This window comes from Pseudomonas turukhanskensis, from assembly GCF_027922365.1.
Classification (GTDB): domain Bacteria; phylum Pseudomonadota; class Gammaproteobacteria; order Pseudomonadales; family Pseudomonadaceae; genus Aquipseudomonas; species Aquipseudomonas turukhanskensis.
On the sequence record NZ_BSFN01000016.1, the window covers coordinates 36054 to 59828 of the forward strand.

At 62.0% G+C, this 23775-nt stretch carries 11 protein-coding genes; 6 read left to right on the top strand and 5 right to left on the bottom strand.

Going from position 1 to position 23775, the window contains the following annotated elements:
- Nucleotides 1-7 precede the first annotated feature (7 nt).
- Entirely contained in the window at nt 8-1111 is a 1104-nt protein-coding gene (locus PKE98_RS20650) for a 2-aminoethylphosphonate--pyruvate transaminase (RefSeq protein WP_271197279.1), read from the bottom strand.
- A 106-nt stretch (nt 1112-1217) separates the two neighbouring features.
- On the opposite strand from PKE98_RS20650, the gene PKE98_RS20655 reads away from it, so the two are divergent.
- A complete protein-coding gene (locus tag PKE98_RS20655; RefSeq protein WP_271197280.1) occupies nt 1218-2078 on the top strand; it encodes a LysR substrate-binding domain-containing protein in 861 nt (286 codons plus the stop codon).
- A gap of 48 nt (nt 2079-2126) precedes the next feature.
- Here the strand turns inward: PKE98_RS20655 and PKE98_RS20660 are convergent, their stop codons facing one another.
- From PKE98_RS20660 to PKE98_RS20670, 3 genes are read right to left on the bottom strand one after another with little or no spacing between them, the layout of a single operon-like run.
- Nucleotides 2127-3146, bottom strand: coding sequence for a putative 2-aminoethylphosphonate ABC transporter substrate-binding protein (locus PKE98_RS20660; protein WP_271197281.1), 1020 nt, complete (start codon nt 3144-3146; stop codon nt 2127-2129).
- Nucleotides 3147-3187: 41 nt separating this feature from the next.
- A complete protein-coding gene (locus PKE98_RS20665) occupies nt 3188-4900 on the bottom strand; it encodes a putative 2-aminoethylphosphonate ABC transporter permease subunit (protein ID WP_271197282.1) in 1713 nt (570 codons plus the stop codon).
- Nucleotides 4897-5982, bottom strand: coding sequence for a putative 2-aminoethylphosphonate ABC transporter ATP-binding protein (locus tag PKE98_RS20670; RefSeq protein ID WP_271197283.1), 1086 nt, complete (start codon nt 5980-5982; stop codon nt 4897-4899). The genes PKE98_RS20665 and PKE98_RS20670 overlap by 4 nt, the downstream gene beginning before the upstream one ends.
- A gap of 507 nt (nt 5983-6489) precedes the next feature.
- On the opposite strand from PKE98_RS20670, the gene PKE98_RS20675 reads away from it, so the two are divergent.
- Nucleotides 6490-7326 (top strand): EamA family transporter, encoded by an 837-nt coding sequence (locus PKE98_RS20675; RefSeq protein ID WP_271197284.1) that lies wholly within the window; start codon nt 6490-6492, stop codon nt 7324-7326.
- On the opposite strand, the gene PKE98_RS20680 is transcribed toward PKE98_RS20675, so the two are convergent.
- The gene (locus PKE98_RS20680; RefSeq protein ID WP_271197285.1) at nt 7323-8180 is read right to left on the bottom strand and encodes a LysR substrate-binding domain-containing protein; all 858 of its coding nucleotides are present in this window, start codon (nt 8178-8180) and stop codon (nt 7323-7325) included. The two genes, PKE98_RS20675 and PKE98_RS20680, sit on opposite strands and share 4 nt — an antisense overlap.
- Nucleotides 8181-8631: 451 nt before the next feature.
- Here PKE98_RS20680 and PKE98_RS20685 point away from each other — a divergent pair, with 451 nt between their 5' ends.
- From PKE98_RS20685 to PKE98_RS20700, 4 genes are read left to right on the top strand one after another with little or no spacing between them, the layout of a single operon-like run.
- Complete coding sequence (locus PKE98_RS20685) at nt 8632-10242, top strand: ABC transporter transmembrane domain-containing protein (RefSeq protein WP_271197286.1); 1611 nt, start codon at nt 8632-8634, stop codon at nt 10240-10242.
- Nucleotides 10232-12442, top strand: coding sequence for an ATP-binding cassette domain-containing protein (locus PKE98_RS20690; protein ID WP_271197288.1), 2211 nt, complete (start codon nt 10232-10234; stop codon nt 12440-12442). The genes PKE98_RS20685 and PKE98_RS20690 overlap by 11 nt, the downstream gene beginning before the upstream one ends.
- The gene (locus tag PKE98_RS20695) at nt 12435-13781 is read left to right on the top strand and encodes an HlyD family type I secretion periplasmic adaptor subunit (RefSeq protein WP_271197289.1); all 1347 of its coding nucleotides are present in this window, start codon (nt 12435-12437) and stop codon (nt 13779-13781) included. Before PKE98_RS20690 ends, PKE98_RS20695 begins: the two co-directional genes overlap by 8 nt.
- A 15-nt stretch (nt 13782-13796) precedes the next feature.
- Complete coding sequence (locus PKE98_RS20700; protein ID WP_271197290.1) at nt 13797-23747, top strand: VCBS domain-containing protein; 9951 nt, start codon at nt 13797-13799, stop codon at nt 23745-23747.
- Nucleotides 23748-23775 lie beyond the last annotated feature (28 nt).

Consider the following 23775-nt stretch of genomic DNA (forward strand, 5'->3'; position numbering starts at 1 on the left):
GGAGAATTTACAGCGCCTGCATATCGCGCAGGGCTTGTCCGATGGCGTCTACGGCGGCCTGCATGCCGTGGCTGTCGACGCAGCCGATGCAGCCCACACGGAAGGTTTCCACTTGGGTCAATTTGCCGGGGTAGAGAATGAAACCCTTGGCTTTAACGCGTTCGTAGAAGTCCCTGAACGCGTAATTCGGGCTGTCAGGGGCGTGGAAGGTGACGATGATCGGCGCCTGGATGGCCGCCGGAATGAAGCTGCGCAGCCCCAGTTGTTGCATGCCCTCGAGCAAGGTGTCGCAGTTCTGTTGGTAGCGCTTGTGCCGCGCCGGCAGCCCGCCTTCTTCGGCGTATTGCAGCAGGGCTTCATGCAAGGCAGCTACCACGTGGGTGGGCGGTGTAAAGCGCCACTGACCGGTTTTGGCCATGTACACGTGCTGGTCGTGCAGGTCCATTGCCAACGAGCGGCTGTTGCCCTGTGCCTGGTCGAGCGCCTCTTTGCTGGCAAATACAAAGCCCATGCCGGGCACGCCTTCCAGGCATTTGCCGGAGGCTGCGATCAGCGCCTCGAACGGCACTTCACGGGCATCGATAGACAACGCGCCAAAGGAGCTCATGGCATCGATGATCAGGCGCTTGCCGTGCTTGGCCACCACCTCGGCGATAGCGTTCAGTGGGTTGAGAATGCCGGTGCTGGTTTCGCAGTGAATGAGGGCCACGTGGGTGATGGCGGCGTCTTCACGCAGCAAACGGTCAACGTCCTCGCCAGTGGTGGGTTGGTCTTCAGCGGTTTCAAAGGTGCTGAACGCAAGCCCCAGCACGCTGCAGATCTTTGCCAGGCGCTGGCCATACGCACCGTTGACCAGCACCAACACTTTGCCGTTTCGCGGCACCAGGGTGCCAATGGCGGCTTCTACGGCAAAAGTGCCGCTGCCTTGCAACGGAATGCAGTAATGGCTGGCTTCGCCATGAATGATGGCCAGCAATTGCTCGCGCACGCTGGCGGTCATCTGGTTGAAGTCGCGGTCCCACGAGCCCCAGTCCATCATCATCGCTTGGCGGGTGCGGGCTGAAGTGGTGAGGGGGCCTGGGGTCAGCAGGATCGGCGCTACTGGGTTCATAGAAGGTGTCTCGCAACGGTGGCTAAGAGTGGCGAGGCACAGGTTGCAATTTGCCTATGCATCAATCAAATTGTTTGTTGTTATCCGAACTATAAGTCAGGCCGATATGAATTTATTCCAGTTGCGCGCCTTTGATGCGGTGGCCCGCGAGGGCAGTTTCACTCGCGCTGCCGCGCGCCTTTTTATCAGCCAGCCGGCGGTGACCGGGCACGTGAAAATGCTGGAGGAGCACTACCAGATCACCCTGTTGCGGCGTACCGCCAGACGCGTGGAACTCACCGAAGAGGGTATTCGCCTGGCCGCCATTACCCGCGCCATGTTCGGGTTGGTCGAAGAAGCGCAGGTGCTGCTGGAAGCCAACCGGCAATTACTGACCGGGCGCCTGGAGGTGGCCGCCGACGGGCCGCACCGGGTGATGCCGATGATTGCCAGCCTGCGTGCCAAATACCCCGGGGTGGTGGTTAACCTGCGTTTGGGCAATGCGCAGGAAACCCTCGCCGCGCTGCTTTCAGAGCACGCCGATGTGGCGGTAATGACCGAAGTGGAGCCGCGCAAGGGGCTGCACTTGCAGGAAATGACGCCCTCGCAGATCTGCGCATTGGTTCCCGCAGGCCATCGTCTGGCGGGCAAACGCATCGACCTGAAGCAGTTGGACCAGCAGATCATGGTGCTGCGCGAACCGAGCTCGATCACCCGGCGTACCTTCAATCAGGCATGCGAGCTGGCGGGTGTGAACCCTCGGGTGTTGCTGGAGCTGGACAGCCGCGAAGCCGTGACCGAAGCCGTGGCCGCTGACCTGGGCATTGGCATTGTGTCGTCGGTGGAGTTGAGCCACGACCCGCGCGTGGTGGCGGTGCCGCTGGTGGGGGAGGGCCTGACCAACCGCCATATGATCGGCTGCCTGGAGCGGCGTACCGAGTCGCGCCTGATTGCAGCGTTTATGGGCCTGGTCGGTGATGCCGGGTAGCGCAGCAGGTCGGCGGGGTGCCGCCGTGCTGCGCTAGGCGTTCAGGCGTTACTTCTTCTCGGACTTGCCGTCGTAGCGGGCGCGCCACTTCTCCAACACAGCGGCACGTTGAGCACCGGCCTTGTCGAAGTCGACCGTGATCAGGCGGTCATAGTAAGCCTCAGGCATTTCGGCGAGTTTGACGTTGAACTCCGGACGAGCCAATGCCGCCGCATTGGGTTGGTAGAGCAAAAACGCCTGCTCACTGACGGCAAAGTCTTCGAGCTTTTTCGCCGCCTCCAGGTTCTTGCTGCCTTTGATCAAGGCCACCGAGTTGATATCCAACCCCAGGCCTTCGGTTGGCAAGACGATTTCCAGGGGCGCGCCTTGACGCTTGAGGGTAACAGCGCGGAAATCCAGGGAAATGCCAATGGGGTACTCACCCATCGCCGCCTGCGTGCACGGTTTGGAGCCAGAGTGGGTGTACTGGCCAATGTTGGCGTGCAGCTTGTCCATAAAGGCCCAGCCTTTTTCCTCGCCCATGATCTGCAGCCAGGCATTCACGGCCGAGTAACCGGTGCCGGAGGAAGCGGGGTTAGGCATGACGATCTTGCCTTGGTAAACCGGCTTGGTCAGATCTTCCCAACTGGTTGGAATGGGCAGGTTTTGTTTTTTGGCCTCGGCGGCGTTTACGCAAATCGCCGTGGCTTCCACGCCGTTACCCACCCAGAGCGGGGGCGTACGGGTGTCGCGGAATTTCGCGTCAATCTTGTCCAGCCCAGCCGGCGCATAAGCCTCCAGCATGCCTTCCTTGCCCATCAAGGCCACGCTGGAGGCGTACAGCCCCCAGATCACGTCGGCGCGGGGGTTGTCTTTTTCCGCCAGCAGCTTGGCGGTAATGATGCCGGTGGAGTCGCGTACCCATTTGATTTCAATGTCGGGGTACTTGGCCTCGAAGGCCTTTTTGTAGCCGGCCAGTTGTTCGTTTTCCATCGCCGTGTACACGGTCAATTCGGTATCAGCCATGACAGTGCTGATCACGCCGAAACTGAGCACGGTGGCGGCGAGCGTTTTCCAAGCTTTAGTCATCGTAAGCCTCATGCAAGGTTTGAGTTAAAGGAACGGCAGGTTTAAACGCGCGCGGATCGCCAATGCTGGGTGTGCACCAGCAAGCCACGGGAAATCAGGTACAGCGCCACCGACACCAGCGCCGAGGTGAGCAGAATCAAGGAGGCCAGGGCGGCAGCAGCGCCGACGTTGCCGGAGTCATCCAGGTTCAGCACGGCAACGGCGGCCAGCACGGTGTCGGGGCTGTAGAGGAAGATCAGCGCCGATACCGAGGTCATCGAGGAGACGAACAGGTAGCGAAACACCTCGAGCAGCGCCGGCAGGCAAATGGGCACGGTGACCCGCCAATAGGTGGTGGCCAACGGCACTTTCAGCGACAGCGAGGCGGCTTCAATTTCGTCGTTCAGTTGCCGCAACGCGGTGGTGGCAGTCATTTGTGCCGGGGTGAGAAAACGCATCACGCAGCACAGCACCATCAAGGCGATGCCCCCGTACATACCGCCCAGTGGGTTGCCCGGGTGGTTGAAGAAAAACACATAGCCCAGGCCCATTACCAAGCCCGGCACCGCCATGGGCAGCATGCACAACAGGCGCAGCAGCCCGTCAAACCAGCCGCCACGGGTTTTCTCCATCAGGTAGGCGCAGGTAAAGATGATCGGCGTACCGATCAGCGCCGTCAGGCCCGCCAGCGTCAGGCTGTTGCGATACGCCAGCCAGCCCACGCCGCCGCTGGTTTCGAAGTCATAGTGACGCAGCGAGAACGACAGGTCGTAAGGCCAGAAGTTGATCAGCGATGCACCGACGGCCACCAGCACCAGGCTCAACAACGCCAAGGCGATGGCGCCTGCGGCCAGCAACAAAACGGTGTCACGTACCCGGTTACGCGGCGCTACGTAGGTGGCCGCCTGGCTGCTCACCTGGCTGCCACGCAGGCGGCGCATCCATGCATCGACGGCAAAACTGATTAACGCCGGTACCAGCAGAATGCTGCCAATCAACGCGCCTTCGGAAAACTTCTGCTGCCCGACCACCGACTTGTAGGCCTCCATGGCCAACACCTGGTAGTCGCCGCCAATTACCACCGGAATACCGAAGTTGGTGATGGTCTGGGTAAACACCAGGCAGCTCGCGGCAAACACCGCATAGCGGGTGCCCGGCCAGGTGACGTTTACAAAGGTTTTCCAGTGGTTGGCGCCCATGCTGACCGACGCGTCGTAGAGACGGGCGTCTGCCAGGCCCAGGGCTGAGACCAGAATCATCAGGGCCATGGGGAAGTTGTAAAACGCCTGACCCAACAAGATGCCGGAGAACCCATAAATGCCGTCGGGGAACCAGGACTTGAGCATGCCTTGGTTGCCGAACAGGTAGATCAAGGCAATGGCCGACAGCATGGAAGGCGCCATCAATGGCAGCAGGGAAATACTGCGCAACAGGCGTTTTCCCGGAATCCAGCTGCGCTGCATGGCGTACGCGAACACATAGGCCAGGGGCACCACCAGCGCCACAGTACTCAATGAGACTTTTACGCTGTTGCCCAGCAGCCATAAAAAACGCGAGCTGGAAACAAACTGCCAGACACCCGCCAGGCCGTTTTGCACCTCCACCACCTTGCCGAGCATGGCGATCAGTGGCAGCGCCAGGCCCACTACCAGCAACACCACCATCAGCAGCTTTACGCCGCGCGCAAACAGCGCGTCGAGCAAAGCGGCCTGGGCGCGGCGTGGCGCTGGCTGCGCCGGTTGGGCCACTGAGCGCGCGTAGGGCAGGCTACTCATACCGCGCCCCCCGGGAAGGCTTGCATGCCGTGAGGTGGGAAAGTTAACCAGACCCGCTCGGCGTCAAGCGGAGCAGCACCGAGGTCGGCGCTGATGTCGGCCACCAATGGCTGGCCTTGCAACTGCTCCAGCTCCACCGTCAACCGATACCGGTTGCCCATAAACAGCTTGTGTTTGACCTGCGCCGCCACACTGTTTGAGGCCTGCGCCTGGTTGTCGATGCGCAGCACTTCCGGCCGGCAAAACAGGCGCCCCGGGCCGCCAGCCACGGCTTTATCCAACTGCAAAGACAACGGCCCCAGGTGCACGCGACCGTCGCTCACGCTTTGGTAGTCCAGCCAGTTGGCGTGGCCTACAAAGTTGGCCACAAAGGGCGTGGCCGGGTAGCGGTAAATGTTCTCCGGTGTATCGAACTGCTCGATGCGGCCCTGGTTCATCACGGCGATACGGTCGGCCATCACCATGGCCTCGTCCTGATCGTGGGTGACCATCACGGTGGTGATGCCAAGCTGCTGCTGCAACGAGCGCAGCTCCTGGCGCAGGTGCTCGCGCACCTTGGCATCCAGCGCGGACATGGGCTCATCCAGAAGCAGCAGCGAGGGCGAGGGCGCCAGGGCTCGGGCCAAACCGACCCGCTGCTGCTGGCCGCCAGACAATTGCCCCGGGTACTTGGTTGCGCTGGCCGTAAGCCCCACCAGCTCCAGCATCTGCGCCACTCGCTCGCGAATCTGCGAGCGCAGCAAATTGCGCGTGCTCAGGCCGTAGCCAATGTTTTGTTCAATGGTGAGGTTGGGGAAGAGGGCGTAAGACTGAAACAGAATGCCGTAATCGCGCTCCTGCGGGTGGGCCCGGGAAATGTCCCTGGGGCCGATCAACAACCGTCCGGCGTCCTGTCTTTCCAGGCCGGCGATAATGCGCAGCAGCGTGGTTTTGCCGCACCCCGACGGGCCTAGCAAACAGACCAGCTCGCCAGCGGCAACCTCAAGGGAAACATCGCTGAGTACGCTCAGGTTGCCGAAGGATTTACCAATGCCCTGTACCGAAAGCGGCATGGTTGAAATATGACCAGGGATAGAAGCCATGAAGTGTTCCTATGCAATGCCAGCCGCCAACAACAAAAGACGGCACGTGGTAAACGACCAATAACTAACAAGTTGCGGGGCAGATAGGTTCTCAGCGAGCGCGGGCACTCTTACGGTGCGGTGTGCGGTCTCTCGCTGGGTTTTGATGTATCACGCAGAAAATTCAGCGGCAAAGCGAAAACCGGAAAAAAACCGAGAAAACGCCCTGAAAGGACGCCGAAAGTTCCGCGGTAATCGCCGTATTAGATATACAAAACAATCACTTAGTGGCGCGAACGCACCTACCGCGCTGGCGGGCGCCGCTGCGCAAAATTGGCTATATGTTCATAGTTTTTTGTTTGCTCATGGGTAAAAACACAGGTTTTGAGCAGGGTCGGCTGCAGGATGGGCAAGGCAACAAAGCGGCGGCTATTTATAAGTCTGGCTGATGTTGGGGTTGCCAATAACCGATTGGATTGATGGGCGCAGGCTTGGCATGCTGGCCACCTTCTTTTAGTGAGCCCGCCCATGTCCGCTGCCAACCTGGCCACCTTGCTCGTATTGATTTCGGCGTTTATGCACGCCAGTTGGAACGCGGTAGTGAAGTCCAGCAGCGATCGGTTGGCGTCCATGGCCATGGTCGACACCGTAGCCTTTTGTGTGGCGCTGGTGCTGCTGCCTTTCGTTTCGCCCCCCTCGCCAGAGGTGTGGGGCGTGATCGCGCTCTCCACGCTGGTCAATCTGTTCTATCGCTACTTTCTTATTCGCGCTTACCAGTTCGGCGATTTCGGTCAGGTTTACCCGCTAGTGCGCGGCCTGCCGCCTTTATTGGTGGTGGTGTTTGCCGCGCTATGGCTGGGTGAGACATTACCGCTGCTGGGGCTCGTCGGCGTGGGGGTGTTGTCGCTCGGCGTACTGAGCCTGCTGCACTTCAACCAGCATTGGAAAGCACCGCGCAACGCACTGGCGGCGGGAATATGCGTGGCGCTGTACACGGTCATTGATGCCCATGGCGTGCGCAATTCGGCGGGCGTGTTGCAGTACCTGGTTTATTTCACGCTGGTACTGAGTGTGCCCATTCCGCTGTTCGCTGCCTGGCAACGTGGCCCCGAGCTGACCCGGCACGTACGTGAGCATTGGCGTTTGTCAGTGTTCGGTGGCCTGACCTATTGCGCCGCGTATGGGTTGGTGCTGTGGGCGATGACCCTGGACCACGTGGCGAAAATTGCCGCGCTGCGCGAGAGCAGCGTCATCATCGGGGCGGTGATTGCCACACTGCTGTTCAAAGAACCCTTCGGGCGGCGCCGCCTGATTGCGGCGGTAACCGTCACCCTGGGTATTGTGCTGATCAAGTGGGCGGCTTAGCCGAAACGGCGCTGCGCCACCTGCACAAACTCACTGATCAACCGGGCACCGCGACGCTCTTTCAGGCAGTACAAAAACTCATCCAGGAGCGTTGCCTGGTGAATCGTCACAATCCGCAGCTCCTGGCTGTCAGGCACCTCATGGCGGGCAATGATACTCACGCCAATATTGCGCAGTACCGCCTCGCGGATGGCTTCGCGGCTGCCGATCTCAATGATGTTTTCCAGCTTCAGTTGCGCGCGCACCAGCATGTCTTCCGTCAGTTGCCGGGTGTGGGAGCCGTGCTCACGCATCAACACGCAATGGCCCTCAAGCGCGCTCAGCTGGATGCGGCTCTGGTTCGCCAACGGATGGCTACGATGCACCACCAACACCAGTGGGTCTTGGCCCAACGGCAAGCAGAAAAGCCGTGAGTCGGTAAGGCGTTGGGAGGACGTCACCACGTCCACGCGGTATTCATCCAGGGCTTCGATCATCTGCTGCGAATTACCCAACTCCAGACTGACCTGACCGCCGTGCTGTTCGCGGAAGGCCTTTACCAAGTCGAGGATGTAATACGGCGCCGTGGCACCGATACGCAGCTTGCCGGCATTGCCGCTGGCGTTATTCAGAAAAAACTCGATGTTCAAGCTGTGCGACAGCATGGGCTTGATCAGCGGCAACAAGCGCGTGCCGGTTTCACTCAAGGTCAGGCGCCTGCCACCGCGATAAAACAGCTCCACCGCAAATTGGCTTTCCAATTGGCGGATCTGATTGGTCACGGTCGGTTGGCTCAACCCCAGTTTTTTGGCTGCCAGGGTAACGCTGCCCAATTGGGCAACCATGTAGAACGCTTTGAGCTCTGACTCCAGCATTGTGTGTTCTCTGACCTTGGGGAAGCCCGACGTCACAGGGCGGACGTCGGCAGATGCCAGGCATGTTAAATCGTCTACCAATATCGCGCAGCAAGCGCCCATCGCACGTTGGCAGCAGATTCTCCCGTGACAATCCACTGTATCCCTGGCCTGCGCTAAGGTTTAACTAGCTTTGCAGTCAGTGATTCCGAGGGGGCCGAGACCGTCGAGCAGCTTGAGTACTTGCAAGCCCGCCAGGTTCGCTACGCTCAAGGTTGACTGTTTGCCAAGGCGCTGCCGATCGACGGGTACCGGCAGTATTGTCAGCAGGAAGGCGCAGGCCTGCTGCTGGCGCCGCCTGTAACGACGGGCCTCTAGTATTTTGTATCACTGGGGTGGTGGACGATTGGCTACCCGTTTTTTTCATCGGGTCGCTTGCGATCCGCAACCGAATCAAGGACGGCTTTAGCGCATGGTAAATGATGCAGTGCGTGGGCAGCGCTCGGGGTTGGGGCGGCTGGATGTTGTAGCGGTTTCGCTGGTTATTCATGTGCTGGCATTGGCGTTGCCTCTGGCTCTATTACAGATATACGACCGCATTCTGCCAAGCCAGTCCTTCGGTACGGCGGTGGTGCTGGTGGCGGGCGTGGGCGCGGCCATTGTGCTGGAGGCCATGCTTCGTTACGGACGCACAGCGCTGTTCGCTCACGTGGCCGCGCGCTATGAAAGTGAGACAACGGTGCGCATCTTCGACCGTCTGCTAAAGGCCGATATCGATGCGGTGGAGCGCCTGGGCACGGCCTCGATCATCGATGGGGTTCGCTCCGTGGCCCAGGTTCGGGACATCTGGTCGGGAAGTGCCGCAGCAGCGTTCTACGAGGTGCCCTTCGTGGTGGTTTACATCGGCCTTATCGCCTACATAGGTGGCTGGCTGGCGCTGATCCCGACGACCCTGTTCTTTGTCGCGTTGGCGCTGACATTGCTGGTTAAAGGTAAAACCGAGGCGGCCCTCCAGCGCGTCGAGGGTGTGGACCGCAAGCGTCGGGATCTTATGTGGGCAGCCTTTGCCGGGGTGGTTGAAGTCAAGTCCAGAGGTGCGGAGCCTGCAGTCAGCGGGGTCTACAACATCATCAATGGGCAGTACATGGATGCCGCCGCACGATTGGAGGCGCTCGGTGCCTGGGTGAGAGAGAACGCCGCATTACTGGGTCAGTTGTCGACGGTGCTGATCGTGATTTTTGGTGCCATCAGCGTGATTGAGGGCCAGCTCACCACCGGCGCGCTTTCGGCGTGCACCCTGCTGGCCGGTCGCTCCATTGGCCCTGCCATGCTTGGCCTGGGTTACCTCACCCGCCTGTCTCAAGCACGTAACGCACAGGCCAAAATCGATGAGTTGCTCGACCTGCCGATTGGCAAGGGCGCTAGCGCGGACACCAGTGCGGTGATCACCGATGGGGCTTTCACGCTGAAGGGCGCTGATGGCCAGGGGGAAATTCTCAACGTAGCTGCCGGCGACCGCGTGCACGTCAGCAGTGCCGACGCCACGTACACCTCCAAATTGCTCGCCATGATCGCCGGCACCTGCCCCGAAGAGGGCGTGCAGGTGGCAATCGATGGCCATCCGCTAACGTCTTTTTCGCCGGCGGCGCTGCGCCAGGGCGTGAGCCTGGTGCCGCGTCATCCTGCGTTATTGCCAGGAACGGTGCTGAACAACCTGACCCTGTTCGATTCACGCTACAACCAACTGGCCCGCGATTACGCCGAGGCCTTGGGGCTGCTGCCCTTCCTTGCACGTTTTCACCATGGCGTGCTCACCGAAATAGGTGGGTTGGGGACTGAACAATTCGATGAGGGCGTCTATCAGCGTATTGCGCTGATCCGAGCTCTGGTCCGCCAGCCACGCGTGCTACTGCTCGATTACGCCGGCACCGGCCTTGACCTGGACGGGCAGAAGCGGCTGGTGGACTTGCTCCACAGCCTGGGCCGGCGAACCACCGTGCTGATCGCCAGTAACAAGCCGACGCTGATAGCAAGCTGCGACCGCAGCGTAAACCTGGATAGGGGGACTGCGCGTGTCCGCTGAACGCTCATTGCAAGCCTTGCAACGCCTGCGCGACTACTGGAGCGAGGAACAACGTATGCAGCGCATCTCGGCGCTGCTGGGAGAGGAACGTCTACGCCAGTCGGAATTGGCCCGCTGCGTGGCGCCGCTGTTGATCGCCCTCGACTGGTACGGCGCGCCGCGCACGCTTATCCCGAGTCTGCCTGCCGAAGGCGCTGGCTTCGAGATCGGTGATTTGCGCACCTTGCTGGCCGATATCGGTTTTCGCTCCGACTACATTGCGCCAGTAGCCCAAGACGCGCTCCTGGACCAACTGCCGCTGGGCACGCTGGCGCTGGCGGGCACGACTTGCCAGGTTTATCTGGGCCGCTTCGAGGAACAGCACTGGTGGCACAACGGCACTGAACTGCTCGCTGACTGGCGGCCGCCAGCCGATGCGCGTTATCTGCTCGTGCAGCACAACGCTGATTTCACCCCGATCGACGCGCCACACGCCGATTGGCTGCAACGCCTGCTCGGCAAGGCGCAGCGTGAGCTGGTCGGTCTGGGTGTGGTCAGTCTGGTCACCAATGTGCTGGCCTTGTCGGTCTCGCTCTTCACCATGACGGTTTACAACACCGTCATTCCAGGTGGCGCCATGAGTACCCTGACCACGCTCGGGCTTGGCGCAATCATTGCCGTTTTTGGCGGTTGGGGGCTGCGGTTGGGGCGGGCCATGGTGCTGGCCCGGCTCGGCGGTTGGGCCGGGGCGCAGATTGGTAGTGCCGCCTTTCGCAAAACGCTGGGTTTGCCGCTGGAGTACTCGGCACGCCTGAGCTTGAACAACAGCATCAGCCGGATGCGCTCGATGGAAAGCGTGCGTCAGTATTTAAGCGGTGATGCCGGCGTGGCCCTGATCGACTACCCCTTTGTGTTGTTGTTCTTGCTCGTCATCGCACTGCTGGGCGGCTGGCTCGTGGTTGTGCCTGTAGTCGGGCTGCTGTTGTTTGGGTTTGCCGCATGGCTGGTGCAGCCCTATGTGCAGCGCAAGGCACGCAAGGCCGGCCGCGCCAACAACCGTCTGATCGAGGAGTACGCCAGCGGCATTCAGCGCCTGCGGGCCTTGCAGGGCATCAGTGGTAACCACCACTGGCTGCGCCGCGTGCGCGACATCGCCGGCCAGGCAGCCTTGGCAAACCGCGAGCTGACGTTGGCCCATGCCCTGTTGCAAAGCGTCGGGCAAGCGCTGGGCATGTTGACGGTTCTGGCAACCATGGCTGCGGGTATTGCGTTGGTGCTGACGCAAGGCATGAGCGCAGGCGGTCTTATCGCCACCATGATGCTGATCTGGCGCGTAACCACGCCGGCGCAGCAATTTTTCTCGCTCAGCCAGCGCATGCGCCAGATCCGTGACTCCCGTCTTGAGCTGGAGCGCCTGATGCAATCTACCGGTGAGGTGCAAACGGCTGGCATCTATTCGCAACCGCAATCCATGGTCGCGCAGATTGCGGCCGACCGCGTTTTTTACCGCTATGCCCCCGATCAGGAAAGCGCGCTCAATGGTGTAGTGCTGGATGTACCGCCCGGTCAGCGGGTGGTCATCGTCGGTCCCAACGGCGCGGGCAAAAGCACACTTTTGCAATGCCTGGCCGGTGTGCGCACGCCGCAAAGCGGCCGCGTATTGTTGGCTGGGCGCGATATCCGCCAATTTGCCCCCTCCGATTACCGAAGCTGGGTCGGCTTTGTGCCGCAAGCCCTGCAAAACCTGCCGCTGCCGGTGGGTGACTTCGTGCGCCTGTCGCACCCCACGGCAAGTGATGCCCAAATAGCCGATTGTTTTGCCAAGGTGGCCGGTGCTGCGTGGTGGCAGTTACTGGGTTGCCAATCGGCCGGACAGGCCTTGGCCATGGAACTGGACACCTGGCGCGAAGACGCCCAAGCCCTGCGCGTGCGCTTTGTTGTCAGCCTGGTGGAAGCAACGCTGGATGCCCCGTCTTTGCTGCTGCTGGACGACCCGTTGCGCGACGCCGACCCGCTGCTTGACGGCCTGTTCAAACAGCTGCTGGACGCATTGCGCGGCACCACCACGGTGCTGATTGCCACGCACCGCGTGGACCTGATTGAAAGTGCCGATCTGATTGCGATCCTCGACCAGGGCAACCTGGTCCATTTCGGCGCGGTTGCACAAGAGCGCCATGTGCCCGCGCCGGCTCAAAATGCCAAGGAAATCACCCATGGATAAAACGCCTTTCCCACCACAGATCCTCACGGTGACTGGCGCCGATCAACGGGCGGGGGCGACCATCGTCAACCTGTTGAACGATGGCCAAAGCTCCCGCCGTCTGCGTCATCTGCTGATGGCTATCGTCGGCCTGGTCGCTGTGTTTGTGCTCTGGTCGTTGGTGGCGCAAGTGGATGAACTGGCCAAAGCGCGCGGCGAGATTCAACCGGTTTCGCGCATCCAGCTCCTGCAGTCCAAGGAGGGCGGCATTCTTTCCGAATTGCTGGTCAATACCGACGATCGTGTTGAAGCCGGGCAAGTGATTGCCCGTTTTGCCACCACTGACGTGGCCAAGGAACGCGCTCAGGCTGAAGTGCGTCGTGCCGGTCTGCAGATTGATCGGGAGCTGTGGGGGGCGATCATCGAGGCCCGGCAGCCCGATCTGGGCGCGTTCACCGGCCAGGCCGAGCTGGTGCAGGAAGCGCAAGATCGCTTTGCCGATGAAAAGCGGCTGAACGTCTCGCTACTGAGCGCCAAGCGCAGTGCACTGGAAGAACACAAGGCCGCGTTGACCGGCGCGCAAAGTGAGTTGCCGACCTTGCAGCGTGAGCTGCACCTGGCCCGCGATGTGGAGTCGCGTTACAACGAGGGCTTTCGGCGCCAGATCATCTCCTCGGTGCGTATGGCCGAGGCCCAGGAGCACACCGCCAACGTGGAGCGCACAGTGGCGCAGTTGCAGGCACGTATTGCCGAACTGCACAAGGCGGTGAGCACCGCCGAGTCGGAGCTGACCCAGGCCGAGGATGAAATCGTACAAAAGGCCAGTGCCATTCGCGCCGGGCTGCTGGAAAAAATCCGTGAGCTGGATGCCGAAGTCGCCGCGTTGGATGACCGTCAAGGGCGCACGGAAGTGGTGGCGCCGGTTGCCGGCTTTATCAAGCAATTGCCCGATACCCGGGTAGGCGCCGTAATTCCCCCTGGCGGCACGGTAGCCGAATTGGTGCCCAGCGAAGGCGGCGTGATGATGGAAGTGCTGCTGTCACCGCGCGATATCGGTTTTGTGCGCGTGGGGCAGACGGCGCTGGTCAAGGTCGATGCATTCGACTTCAGCCGGTTTGGCTCGGTCAGTGGCACCGTCAGCACCATTTCGCCGTCGGCGTTTCGCCAGGAGCAGACCGGCGCCACCTATTACAAAGTGGTTGTGCAACTGGACAAGCCTTACGTGGGGTCGCAAAGCACCCGCCAGCTGATCCCGGGTATGACCGGCGAGGCCGACATCGTGACCGGCAGCAAGTCCGTGTTCCAGTACCTCGCCAAACCCGTATTTCTTGGTGCCGATACGGCGTTCCACGAACGCTAGGCAGGAGAGGTTCGCATGGCCAAAGATTTTAGCGATTCCAAGGACGGCGTTCGCCCAGGCATGAACGCCGATGAAGCCGGCCAGCGCCTGCGCGCTCGCGACAAGAGCCTGGGGCAGCCCGACAGGGCCGACGAGAACAGTGCCGTCGGCTGGACCGAAGACGAGATCGGCCAGACCTTTCTGGACCTGCCGGCAACCGGCACGGGAGCAGGCGCAGCAGCCGAACACAGTGGCCCGCTCGCTAGCGAGGCAAGTGATGCGGCGCGCATCCCTTCCACAGCGAAAGCCGCAGAAGGGCTAAAGCACGAGGATAGTGAGACGCGAGCACCCGTTGAGGATGACATTCACCCGACGCCGCAAGACATAGCCCATGACAGGAAACCCGAGGAGAGCCCCCTGCTGCACGTCACGGGGCTGAGCGAAATTCGACCAGGCGCAGCGTCGGCGAATGTGGCGCAACTTTCGGAGCCAGGCGCTGGCAAACCTGATTCCATCCACGGTGGGGGCGAAGGCATTGCCCCGTTGCAGGTCACCGGCAGTGTCAACGCCGAACTGATTGAGGACAGCCGACAGGCCGCAGTAGGGCGTCTGGTGGCCACCGGCGGCGAGCGCGGGGTGCCATACCATTGGCAGGTGATGGCGCCGGACGGGGTCTACGGTCAACTGTCCGTAGACAGCAGCGGCAACTGGCTCTACGCGTTGAACAATGACAGCCCGCTGGTGCAGGCCCTGGGCGAGGGCGAGCATGTCAATGAGTCGTTTCTTCTGCGTGTGACTGCCGGCGGCGTGCCACCGCAGGATTTGCGCATCGTCGTGGACGTGCAGGGCACCAATGATCGCCCGCAGATTTTGCAAACCTCCTGGCTCAGTGGCGCCGTGCAGGAAGACCTGCACAGCAACGCCGATGGTTGGCTCAGAGCCAGTGATGTCGATGCCAACGACCAACTTCGCTGGACGCTGGGCTCCTCTCACGGCCGTTACGGCGAGCTGAGCGTGGATGCCGTTACCGGGCAATGGCATTACACACTCGACAACGGCCGCGCGCCGACTCAGGCCCTTTCCCAGGGCCAGCAAGCCAGTGAATCTTTCCTGGCCACCGTAACCGATGAGCACGGCGCCACAAGCAGTGCGCGTATCACCATCACCGTGGCTGGCAGCAACGACGGGCCGGTGATCGGGCAATTTCACGCGGCCCAGGCCACCGAAGATGGCGTCACGGTGTTGGGGCGAATTCCGGCGGACGATGTCGATGCGCTCGACCATCTGCGGTTCAGCACCTCGGCCCAGGTAGTGGGGTTCACCCTGCATGAGGATGGCAGTTACAGCTTTGACCCCAGTGACGCCAGTTACCAGCATCTGGCACAAGGCGCTGCGCAGCAGATGGTGGTTCCGGTAACGGTGACCGACGACCACGGCGCCAGCGCTACCCGCGACTTGACCATTATTTTGACCGGCAGCAATGACCTGCCGGTATTTACCGCGATAGCGCCGCGCAACGCGGTTGAACAAGGCCCTGTGCTGCACGGGCAACTGGTTGCCGCCGATGTTGATGCCGGCGATGTGCTGACCTTTGCCACGCCGGTCTCCGTTGCCGGCTTTGTTCTCAATGGCAATGGCAGCTATAGCTTCGACCCTGGCGACCCTGCCTATCAGTCCTTGCCAGACGGCGCGCAGCGGGTGCTGACGATTGCCTTGCAGGTGACGGATAACCATGGCGGCACCGCCCTGCAGAACCTGGTCATCAACCTGACAGGCACCAACCAGGGCGCAATCATCGGCGGTGTTAGCAGTGGCTCGGTGGTGGAAGACCGCGTTGTCGCCGGCACGCAACAGTTGGTGACCGGCGGCCGGCTCAGCATTCTTGACCCAGACGCTGGCGAGTCGGCGTTCGTGTCGCACCAAGGCCACGATGTGCTGCAAGGCCACTACGGCACCCTGGACCTCGATACTCAGGGACGGTGGCACTATCACGCCGATAACGCTCAGCAGGGTGTGCAGCAGTTGGGTCAGGGGCAGACCCTGACTGAGCATTTCCAGATTGCCAGCCTGGATGGCACCCCGCACACAATCGATATCACCCTGGTGGGCACCAACGATTTACCCGTGGTGGGCGCCACCTCGGTAAGCAGCGGAGCGCTGGTTGAAGACGCGCAACCGCACACCCTCGCTGGCCAGTTGCAGGCGACGGATGCCGACGCCACTAGTCAACTCAGCTGGAGTTTGCTGCCCTACTCAAGCCAATACGGCACCTTGGCCATCGACCCGAATACGGGGGCATGGACTTACACCCTCGACAACAGCCGAGCGGCCACTCAGGCGCTGGCCGAGGGCGAGCAGGTAATTGAACGCTTTACCGCGCAGGTTACGGACGAGCACGGAGCTGTTGCGCGGCAGGACGTTGTGATCACGCTCACCGGCAGCAACGACAACCCGGTGTTGCAACAGGTAACCACTCAGTACCTTACCGAGAACGGCGTGGCGGTACACGGGCAGTTGGCCGCCCATGATGTGGACCGTGGCGATACCCTCACGTATGGCTCGTCGGCGCCGGTTGCCGGCTTCAGCCTGAACGCCGACGGTAGTTGGTCATTCGACCCCACAAACCTCGCTTACCAGCCGCTCCCCGCTGGTGCTACCCAGACGATCAGCATTCCCCTGAGTGTGAGCGATGAGCACGGCGGCACTGGCACCCAGGTGCTGACACTAGTCATCACGGGCACCAACCAGGGCGCGCTGATTACCGGCGTGCACAGCGGGCACGTCACAGAGGATGCGGTAGTCGCCGGCAGTCACTGGCTGGAAACCAGCGGCAGCCTGATGGTGGTCGACCCCGATCGCGGCGAGTCACAGTTCACCCCGCACCTGGCCGCAGATGCCTTGGTGGGTGCCTACGGTACGTTGACCATCGATGCGGCAGGTACCTGGCACTACCGGGCCGACAATGAGCAGCCTGCTATCCAGCGGTTGGCCGAGGGCGGGAGTGCCGTCGACTACTTCACCGTCACCAGCGCCGATGGCACGGCGCAGCAGATCAGCGTCACGCTGCACGGTGTCAATGATGCGCCCGTGATCAGCCAGGTTTCCGTGGTGGCCGGTGGTGTGCAGGAAGACGCGCCGCGTACCAGCGTGATCGGCCAATTGCTGGCCAGTGATGTGGATACGGGCGCGCATCTGACCTGGAGTCTGACTGCCGGTGACGGCACCTACGGTTCCCTGGCACTGGATGCCGCCACCGGCGTGTGGACGTACATGCTGGACAACAGCCGGGCGGCCACACAAGGGTTACTCGGTGGGCAGCAGGCCCATGAAACCTTTCTGGTGACGGTCAGCGACGGCCTCGGTGGTACCGCCCAGCAGCAGGTGAATGTGGTTGTAACCGGCAGCAACGACCTGCCCGTGATCAGCGGCAGCAGCGCCGGCGCCGTACGTGAGGACGCGCCCGTACACACCGTCGGCGGCACTCTCAGCGCGGTGGATGCTGACAGTGGCGATACCCTGCGCTGGTCGGTAGTCAACGCTGACGGTGCCTATGGGCACTTCAGCGTCGACCCGCACACCGGCCAGTGGAGCTATGCCCTGGACAACGCCCGGGCAGCCACCAATGCGCTGCCCGAGGGCGCACGCGTGGAGGAAATCTTTGTGGTGCAGGCCACCGATTCCTCGGGCCAACCGGTCAGCCAACGGGTGACCATCGACATCACCGGCAGCAACGACCTGCCGGTGCTCGGGGGCTCCCATCAAGCTGCGCTGGTGGAGGATGCGACCAAACACCAGGCCACCGGCAGCCTGACCCATAGTGATCCGGATAAAGGCGATACCTTCCATTGGAGTGCGGTGGGCAGCAACCAGGGCCAGTACGGTGATTTTAGTTTCGACCTGAATACCGGTAAGTGGAGTTACACCCTGGACAACGCCCGGCCGGCCACCGACGCCCTGGGCAAAGGGCAGCAGGTGCAGGAGGTGTTTCACCTGGCGGGCACCGACTCCTCAGGCACCCCGGTGTTTCAGGATGTGGTGGTACGCATCACCGGTAGCAACGACCTGCCGGTGATCAGCGGAACCACTCAGGGCACCGTGACAGAAGACGCGCCTACTCATACCGCTGCCGGCACCCTGACGCACCATGACCCGGACAATGGCGACTCGTTCAGTTGGGCGCTGGTTAACGGCCATGGCACCTATGGCACCTTGAACTTCGATACCGCAACCGGCCAATGGCTGTATACGCTCGACAACAGCCGCGCCGAGACCCAGGCCCTTGGCGAGGGCGAACAGCAGGTGGAGCAGTTCACCGTGCGTGGGCAGGATGCATCAGGCACGCCGGTGTTGCAGGTGATCGCTGTGCAGGTCCACGGCAGCAATGACAACCCGGTCATCGCCGGCGTGCACCAGGGCAGCGTGGTCGAAGACGTGGCGATGATTGCCAGCGGCGCGTTGTCCTTCAGCGACGTGGACAACGGGGACACGCTCGGCGGCTGGCAAGTGCGCGCACCGCAGGGCAGCTACGGCACCCTGGCCATCGATGAACATGGCAATTGGACCTACCACCTGGATGCCGCTCTCTCGCAACCGATCCGCGCCGGCGATACGGTGCAGGACAGTTTTACCGTGCGCGTCAGCGATAACCACGGCGGCTTTGCCGATCAGCAGGTCACGCTGTTGATCACCGGCACCAACGACGCGCCGGCCATTGACCCACGTTCACCCGCACTCACCGGGCAGGTCACCGAAGACAAAGCGGGCGCCACCACTACCCAAGGCACCATCCCCAGCGGCGATCCGGATATCGGCGATAGCCACCGCTGGCAGATTACCGGCGGTACACGCAGCGGCTCTATCGAAGGTAGCTACGGCACCCTCAGCCTTGATCAGAATGGGCACTGGGTCTACACCCTTGATCACGCCAGGGCCGATTCGCTCGCTGAAGGCCAGACGGTAACGGAGCGGTTCCCGATCAGCGTTACCGACGCCGCGGGCGAACGCAGCAGCGCGTATGTGCAGGTGCAAGTGCACGGTGCCAACGATGGCCCGCACATTGGCGGCGCGAGCACCGGGGTGGTTACCGAGGACGTGGCCACCAGCGCCAGCGGCCGGTTGCTCTCCGGCGATGTGGACCGGCTCGACACCGCCCATTGGCAAGTGCTCGGCGATAGCCACGGCCAATTCGGCTCCCTGACTGTCGATAGCAGCGGCACCTGGCATTACCAATTGGACAACGCGTCCTCGCGGGTGCAGACGCTGGGCGACAACGACAGCGCCAGCGAAGTCTTTCGCGTGCAGGTCAGCGACCCCCATGGCGCCGTGGATATCCGTGAAGTGACCGTGCGGGTGCTTGGCCATAACGACGTGCCCTTCATCACCGGCGTGGATGCCGGGAAGGTTATCGAAGACACGGTGCTGAAAGTGTCCGGCCAACTGCTGGCGCACGACACCGACAACAATGATCAACCCGCCTTCCAGCCGGCGCATTACGCCGGCACATACGGCCAGTTTGTAATGGTGCCGGACGGACACTGGAGCTATGAACTCTTTGCGGGCCCGCAAGCCACTGTGCAGGCACTGAGCGAGGGTGAGACCGCCACCGAAAGCTTCACGGTTGCGGCTGTCGATCAGCACGGCGGCATTACCTATCGCCCGGTTACCGTGACGGTCCACGGCGGCAACGATGCGCCCGTCATCAGTGGGGTCAGCACTGGTGTGGCGATTGCCGCACTTAGCGAAACGGCAAGCGGGCGCTTGATCGGCACAGACATGGATCGCGCCGACACCACCACCTGGCAGTTACTCGACGGCCACGGCCAATACGGAACCCTGAGCCTGGACAGCCTGGGGCGCTGGACCTACGTACTTGAGCCGACCGACGCCGATACCCGTGCCCTGCAAGCAGGCGACCAGGTTACCGATACCTTCCGCGTGCAACTGCTGGACGACAAAGGCGGCACTGCCGAGCAGGTGGTCACCGTGACGGTGGTGGGCACCGACGTGCCGCCCACCAACCCCGGTACGCCCGGCGCAGGCGGGGGCGGGGGCGGGGGCGGGGGCGCGCCGGTAGCCACGCTGCCGGCCGTGAGCGTCGCCACTACCGAAGACGTTTCCACCGTGCGCACCGGCCTGCTGCAAGGCGCGCTGCCGAGCGGGCCCATCACCTGGCAGGTGGTGCCGGCCAACGGCGCTTTCGGCCAGCTCAGTCTCGGCGCCAACGGCCAGTGGCTCTATACGTTGAACAACGACGCACCGCAGGTTCAAGGCCTCAATGAAGGGCAAACCGTGCAGGAACGTTTCGCCGTGCACGGCGTGGATGCCGCCGGCAACCAGGTGCAGACGCAATTTAACGTGACCATCAACGGCAGCAACGATATCCCCCGTATCGTTGGCGTGGACACCGGCTCCGCCGTTGAAGACAAACAGCCCCAGGCCCACGGCAGCCTGACGGTGTTAGACCCGGATATGGGGGATGTCGCCAGTTGGAATGTGCAGCAGCCCCAAGGCGCCCTGGGTGTTTTTAGCGTCGACGCCAATGGCGACTGGCAGTATCAACTTGATAACGCCGAGGCTCAGCGCCTGAACGCTGGGGACTCGCTGATTGAGCGCTTCCAGGTGGTCGCCGAAGATGGCCATGGCGGTCGCGAGACCCACGAGGTTGTGGTGACTGTCCATGGCACCGCCGATGCGCCGATCATTCCCAGCATCACTCAAGGAACCGCAAAACCGGGTGCCAGCGAGACATTAAGCGGCCAGGTATTGGCCCACGATGCCGATGCCGGTGATTCCCAGGTATTTGCGCTGGTGTCACAACCCCACGGCCAGTTCGGTACGTTGAGTCTGGACGCGAATGGCAACTGGCAGTATCAGCTCGACCCGGCGTCGGCTAACGACGCGTTGCGCGCCCTGGCCGAGGGCGAACAAGCCGTCGACAGCTTTACCGTTCAGGTACGCGATAGCACTGGCAACATCAGTCAGCAGCAGATTCAGTTGCAGATCAGCGGCAGCAACGATGCGCCATCAATCAGCGGCGCCAGCACTGGTGCGGTGTTCGACCCGGTAACGCTGCAAACCAGCGGCCAGCTCATCGTCAGCGATCCGGATACCGGAGACGCCGCGGTGATTGCCGCCCAGTCGGTGGACGGTGCCCATGGCCATTTCGACATGGATGACAGCGGCCACTGGACCTACCGCCTCGACAGCCAGGACTCTGCGGTACGCGCGCTGAACGAGGGCGAACAACTGACGGAAACCTTCCATGTGCGCGCCACCGATCAGCATGGCGCGCAGGTGGGCCGCGACGTTGTGATAACCGTCCACGGCAGCAACGATATTCCGCTGGTAACGGGCGATACCCAAGGCAGCACCGAGGAAGATGGCAAGGTTCGCGCTCAAGGCGTTCTGTCCGTTAGCGACCCGGATACAGGCGACCACACCGAGTGGGTCAACATGAACACCGCCAGCGCCTATGGCCATTTCCAGATGGACGCCAATGGCGCCTGGGTGTACGCGCTCAATAACGACGCGCCGCAGACGCAGGCGTTGAAAGAAGGGCAGGTCATCACCGAAACCTTTACCGCCCATGGCAGCGACAGCCACGGCGCGCAAGTCACGCAAGTGATCAGCATAGAGGTGCATGGGCAAAACGATGCCGCCGTAATTACCGGGCAGCGCACCGGCGATATCAGCGAAGACGAAAATGTACTGGCCGGGCACTTGGTGGTCAGCGGCCAGGTGCATGTCAGTGATGTCGATAGCGGCGAAGGGCTGATCACGGCGCAGACGCTCACCGGCAGTTACGGCGCGCTGACGTTACGCAGCGATGGCACCTGGCGTTACAGCGCCGACAACAGCCAGCACGACATCCAGCAACTGGGTGCCGGCCAGACGTTGGTAGAGCACATCAACCTGACCACTGCCGACGGCACGCCTTACCAGATCAGCATCACTATCCATGGCAGCGACGACGCCCCGGTGCTGAGCGCCATCAGTGCGCAGACTGCCGATGAGGACGGCCCGCTCGTGACCGGGCAACTTCAAGCCAGTGATATCGACCAGGGCGACACCCTGGCCTACAGCACCACCGCGACAGTGGCCGGTTTTACCCTCAATGCAGACGGCAGCTACAGTTTTGACCCGGCCGACCCGGCTTGGCAGTACCTGGCCGAAGGCGTCCAGCACCGGCTGGATATTCCGCTCACCGTAACCGACAGCGGCGGTGCCAGCGCCACACAACATCTGCTTATCACACTCACCGGCACCAACGATTTGCCCGTGCTCAGTGTGCATGCCCCGGCCCCCGTCCACGATGGCAGCCAGCCCATTAGCGGCCATGTCACTGGTACCGACGTGGACATAGGCGACGTGCTCACCTTCACCACCAGTGCCCAAGTAGCAGGCTTCACCCTGGACAGCGATGGCACGTGGCATTTCAACCCCTCCCACGCCGACTATCTGAGCCTGCCGGAGGGCGCCACCCTCAGGCTCGCTATTCCCCTGACTGTTACCGACAACCATGGCGGCAGCGATACCCAGACATTGCTCATTACCCTTACCGGGACCAACCAGGGCGCGTCTATCACCGGTACCGACACCGCCACCGTCAGTGAAGACCAGGGCAGTGCCAACGGGCTGTTGCAAACAGACGGCCAGTTGGCCATTGCCGACCCCGATAGCCACGAAGCGATCTTTGTTGCGCAAGCGCTGTCCGGTGCGTACGGCACCTTCAACGTTGATGCCAGCGGGGCCTGGCACTACAGCGCCGACAACAGTCAGCCGGCCATTCAAACATTGGGTGCCGGCGAAAGCCTGAGCGAACAATTTGTGGTGCATAGCGCCGACGGCACGGCGCACAGCGTCACTGTCACGCTGACCGGCAGTAACGATGTGCCGGTGATGAGCGCACTGACCCAACGCGCAGCAGACGAAAACGGCGGCCTGATCAGCGGGCAAGCGCAGGCCAGCGATGTCGATGGCCATGCAGTGCTTACGTTCAGTACGGCGGCGGCCATCGCCGGCTTTACCCTCGACGCCGACGGCCACTACACCTTTGACCCGGCGGACCCCGCTTATCAGCATCTGGCGGCTGGAGAAACCCAGGTGCTAAGCATTGACCTGACAGTGACCGATGACCAGGGCGCAACCGCAACCCAGCCCCTGCTAATTACCCTTACCGGCAGCAACAACGGTGCCGTGGTAAGCGGTATCGACCACGGTGATCTGGTTGCCAATCAGGTCGAACCAGGCGGTTTTCTTCTGGAAACCGGTGGGCAATTGGACGTCGATGACCCGGACACCGGCCAAGCGCAATTTATTGCCCACGATGCTATTGGCGGCTTGTACGGCGCCCTGAGTATCGACGCCAGCGGCGCGTGGCATTACACCGCCGACAACGATCAGCAGGTCATTCAACAACTGGCACCGGGCGAAAGCCTGACCGACAGCTTCACCGTTGCTACAGCTGACGGTACTGAACACCCCATCGTCGTGACGTTGACCGGAGACGGCGCCAGTGCAGCGCCGCTGCCTGCGCCAGAGCCGCAGCAAACGGAGGTTGCCGATACTCCGGAGCCCGCGCAGCCGGCCGCCGCCGACGATACGCAGGCCAGTGCGGCCACCGAATCAACCGATGCTGCGCTGTCACACACGCAAGAGCAGGCGATGTCGCCAGTCGACCACTATCTGCAGTTCGCTCAGATGGAAACGGCACCCGAGGATGGTCAGGAACCAGAGGATGCGAGCGAGTCATCGCCCGCCGATGACGCGGCGCAGCAGTCGACGCCACTTGATGGTTATCTGCAGCATGCCGGCATCGATCCCGCCAACTTCAGCCCGCCGGATCCGGCGCATTTAGGCAGCCCCCCGCCCGACGATGCGCCGTTCTCGAATCAAGACACGTCGGTCGGTGAGCAATTTACTCCCGAGGAACCAGGCATAGCGCCCGAGGGCGAGGCTATTGCCCATCAGGAGCAGAATGCTCAATAGCCGCTTAACGTTTTCGAGGGCTCTCTTT

Coding starts and splice junctions, on each gene's coding strand:
- PKE98_RS20650 (WP_271197279.1), bottom strand. CDS start 1,111: ATGAACCCAGTAGCGCCGATCCTGCTGACCCCAGGCCCCCTCACCACT.
- PKE98_RS20655 (WP_271197280.1), top strand. CDS start 1,218: ATGAATTTATTCCAGTTGCGCGCCTTTGATGCGGTGGCCCGCGAGGGC.
- PKE98_RS20660 (WP_271197281.1), bottom strand. CDS start 3,146: ATGACTAAAGCTTGGAAAACGCTCGCCGCCACCGTGCTCAGTTTCGGC.
- PKE98_RS20665 (WP_271197282.1), bottom strand. CDS start 4,900: ATGAGTAGCCTGCCCTACGCGCGCTCAGTGGCCCAACCGGCGCAGCCA.
- PKE98_RS20670 (WP_271197283.1), bottom strand. CDS start 5,982: ATGGCTTCTATCCCTGGTCATATTTCAACCATGCCGCTTTCGGTACAG.
- PKE98_RS20675 (WP_271197284.1), top strand. CDS start 6,490: ATGTCCGCTGCCAACCTGGCCACCTTGCTCGTATTGATTTCGGCGTTT.
- PKE98_RS20680 (WP_271197285.1), bottom strand. CDS start 8,180: ATGCTGGAGTCAGAGCTCAAAGCGTTCTACATGGTTGCCCAATTGGGC.
- PKE98_RS20685 (WP_271197286.1), top strand. CDS start 8,632: ATGGTAAATGATGCAGTGCGTGGGCAGCGCTCGGGGTTGGGGCGGCTG.
- PKE98_RS20695 (WP_271197289.1), top strand. CDS start 12,435: ATGGATAAAACGCCTTTCCCACCACAGATCCTCACGGTGACTGGCGCC.
- PKE98_RS20700 (WP_271197290.1), top strand. CDS start 13,797: ATGGCCAAAGATTTTAGCGATTCCAAGGACGGCGTTCGCCCAGGCATG.